This is a genomic window from Sphingobium quisquiliarum P25 (genome assembly GCF_000445065.1).
GTDB classification, from domain to species: Bacteria; Pseudomonadota; Alphaproteobacteria; order Sphingomonadales; family Sphingomonadaceae; genus Sphingobium; species Sphingobium quisquiliarum.
Genome location: NZ_ATHO01000077.1, coordinates 1 through 2,935 on the forward strand (window position 1 = coordinate 1; position 2,935 = coordinate 2,935).

A 2,935-nucleotide genomic window follows, 5' to 3' on the forward strand; every position below is an offset into this window, starting at 1 on the left:
CGATCGCCGCCGGACGCGGCCTTGCCCAGGCGCCGGACGTGGAAGCCATCGACCTGCTTTCCATGGCGTCCGTGCGCGGCTTTGTTGCCCGCTGGGGCGATCGGCCGGTCGACCTGCTGATCAACAATGCGGGCCTGATGGCGCCGCCCCTCACCCGCACGGCGGACGGGTTCGAAAGCCAGATGGCGGTCAATTATTTCGCGCCTTTCCTGTTGTCCGAACTGCTGCTGCCCCATCTGGCGGCACGCAAGGGGCGCGTCGTCATCCTGTCTTCCGGCTCGCACCACCTTGCCGAACTTCGGATCGACGACCTGAACTATGAGCGGCGCGCCTATGACAGGTTCGAGGGCTATGGCCATGCCAAGCTCTGCGCCAATCTGCTGGCGGTCGAATATAGCCGCCGCCATGCGGCCGATGGCGTGACCATGAACGCCTGCACGCCCGGCGGCGTCGCCACCAACCTAGGCCGCCACGCGACGTTCGAGGACGCGGTGCGGCTGGGCTGGGTGAATGAGGACGGAACGCTGCCGCAAGGCCGGATGAAGACGGCGGAAGAAGGCGCGGCGACGCCCGTCTGGGCCGCGACAGCGCCGGAGCTGGAGGGCAAGGGCGGGCTCTATCTGGAGGATTGCGCGATCGCGCCGCTCTGGTCCCCGCCCATGCCGCCGGGCTGGGGCGTCAGCGCCGCCTCGCTCGACCCGGATGCCGCGCGGCGGCTCTGGGATGTTGCCGAACCCCTGATCCTGGAGAGATGCGCATGAACCGGCCTGTCAGCGGGTTCGCCCCCGCCAATGACAATATCATCGCGGAAACCGAGCGATGGCAGGCGGAAACGCGCGGCCCGTTTGTCGCCGCCAACCCCGAACGGCGCGACCCCTTCGTCACGCAGGCGCTGAAATGGCCGGTCAAGCCGCTCTACACGCCCGCCGATCTGGACGCGGTGGGCTTTGACTATCTGCGCGACCTGGGGTTTCCCGGCGAATATCCCTATACCCGTTCGACCCGGCCCAATGGCCACCGATCCAGCTTCTGGACGATGACGCAGGTCACTGGCTTCGGCAAGGGCGAGGATTGGGCGAAGCGCGCCCGTTTCATGCTGGATCAGGGCCTGTCCGGCCTGATCCTGGAATATGACCTTGCCACCACCAACGGCTATGACAGCGACGATCCGATGGTGGAAGGCGAGGTCGGGCGCGCGGGCATGGCGCTCGACAGTCTGGAGGACCTGGAGAAGGCGTTCGACCTGCCGTTCGACAAGCTCAAATATCTGATGAGCGTGTGCAACGCGCCGCAGCCGGTGAACCTCGCCATGATCATCGCCGCGCTGGAGAAGAAAGGCATCGATCCGCAGGATTTCGTCCTGCACATCGTCAACGGCATATTGATCGAATATATCTGCGTCGGCCGCTACATCTATCCGCCCGAACATGGCCTGCGCATCGCGACCGACGCGATCGAATATATCATCCGCAACCATCCGAACTGGGCGCCGCTGTCGATCATTTCCGCCCAGCTTCAGCCCGCCAAGGCGAACCCGGTGCAGGAAATCGCGTTCAGCCTGGCGATCGCCTGCGCCTATATCGACGCGACGCTGGAGCGCGGGCTGGATATCGACACGGTCGCGCCCTACCTCAACCATTTCGTCGTCAACGTCGACATGGATTTCTTCGAAGGCATCTGCAAGCTGCGCGCCTTCCGCAAATGCTGGGCGCGGCTGATGAAGGAACGTTATGGCGCGACGCGAGCGGAAGCGATGAAGATCCGCCTGATGACGTCGCCCACGACGATTGCGCTGACGCTCCAGCAGCCGCTCAACAATATCGGGCGGCTCGCCATCATGGCGACGGCCTGCGCTCTGGGCGGCGCGGGCGAGAATATGACGACGCCGCTGCATGACGAGGCCCATTCGCTGCCCGCCGAGGAGGCGATCCGCGTCGGCGCGGCGCTCCAGCATATCGTCGCGCATGAAACGGGGGTGGCGGAGACGATCGATCCGCTCGCCGGGTCCTATTATGTCGAAACGCTGACCAAGCAGATGGAGGATGCGGCCTTTGCCGAGATGGAGCGCATCTTCGCCATGGGCGGCGCGGTGAAGGCGATCGAGACCGGCTATTTCCAGCGCGCGCTGGGGCGGGAGCAATATGAGCGGAACAAGGATCTGGAGGAAGGCCGCCGCAAATGGATCGGCGTCAATCACCTTGTCCTGCCGGAGGAAAAGCGGGAAATCGAAATCTTCCGCCTGGACGATGACATGGAGGAGCAGCAGGTGGAGAAGGTCCGCGCCCTGCGTGCCCGGCGGGATCAGGCAGCGGTCGATGCCGCGCTGGAGAAGGTGCGGGAAGCGGCGCGCAACGGCGATAATCTGGTCCCCGCCTGCCTGGAAGCGGTGAAGCTCTACGCCACCCACGGGGAATTGTGCAACGCGATGCGGGACGTATTCGGCGTCCATACCCCCGACAGCCAGCTTGCAGGAGTGTGACCGCATGCAGGAACAGCCAAACCGCCGCCTGCGCGTGCTGCTCGCGAAGCTGGGCATGGATACGCATACGGTCGGCATCACCATCATCGGCCATGCCCTGCGCGAGGCGGGGATGGAGGTGATCTTCACCGGCCTCAAGCAAACCCCCGAAATGGTGGCCGCCGCCGCCATCCAGGAGGATGTGGACGTGGTCGGCATTTCCACTTTGTCGGCCGGGCACACGCGCAGCCTGCCCAAGCTGGCGCGGCTGCTGCGCGAGCAGGGCGCGGGGGACAAGCTGTTGCTGGCGGGCGGCGTCATCCCCCAGGAAGACCAGCCGCTGCTTGAGGAAGCCGGGGTGCACAAGATCTTCACCATGGGCGCCGACACGCGCGACATCGTCCGCTATCTGGAGGAGTGGTGGGCGCAAAGGCAGGCGCCGGAGGCAGCCTGACGCGATGGAGGATATCGCGCAAG

3 protein-coding genes are annotated in these 2,935 nt (G+C 65.3%); all 3 read left to right on the top strand.

What is annotated here, in order from left to right; all coding sequences use genetic code 11:
* Positions 1-761 (top strand): SDR family NAD(P)-dependent oxidoreductase (locus tag L288_RS31360; RefSeq protein WP_021238165.1); only part of this gene is annotated, 761 nt, incomplete at its 5' end.
* Positions 758-2,479, top strand: coding sequence for a methylmalonyl-CoA mutase family protein (locus L288_RS31365; protein WP_051209640.1), 1,722 nt, complete (start codon positions 758-760; stop codon positions 2,477-2,479). The genes L288_RS31360 and L288_RS31365, both read left to right, overlap by 4 nt.
* Before the next feature lie 4 nt (positions 2,480-2,483).
* Entirely contained in the window at positions 2,484-2,912 is a 429-nt protein-coding gene (locus L288_RS31370) for a cobalamin B12-binding domain-containing protein (protein ID WP_021238167.1), read from the top strand.
* The last annotated feature ends 23 nt before the right edge of the window (positions 2,913-2,935 follow it).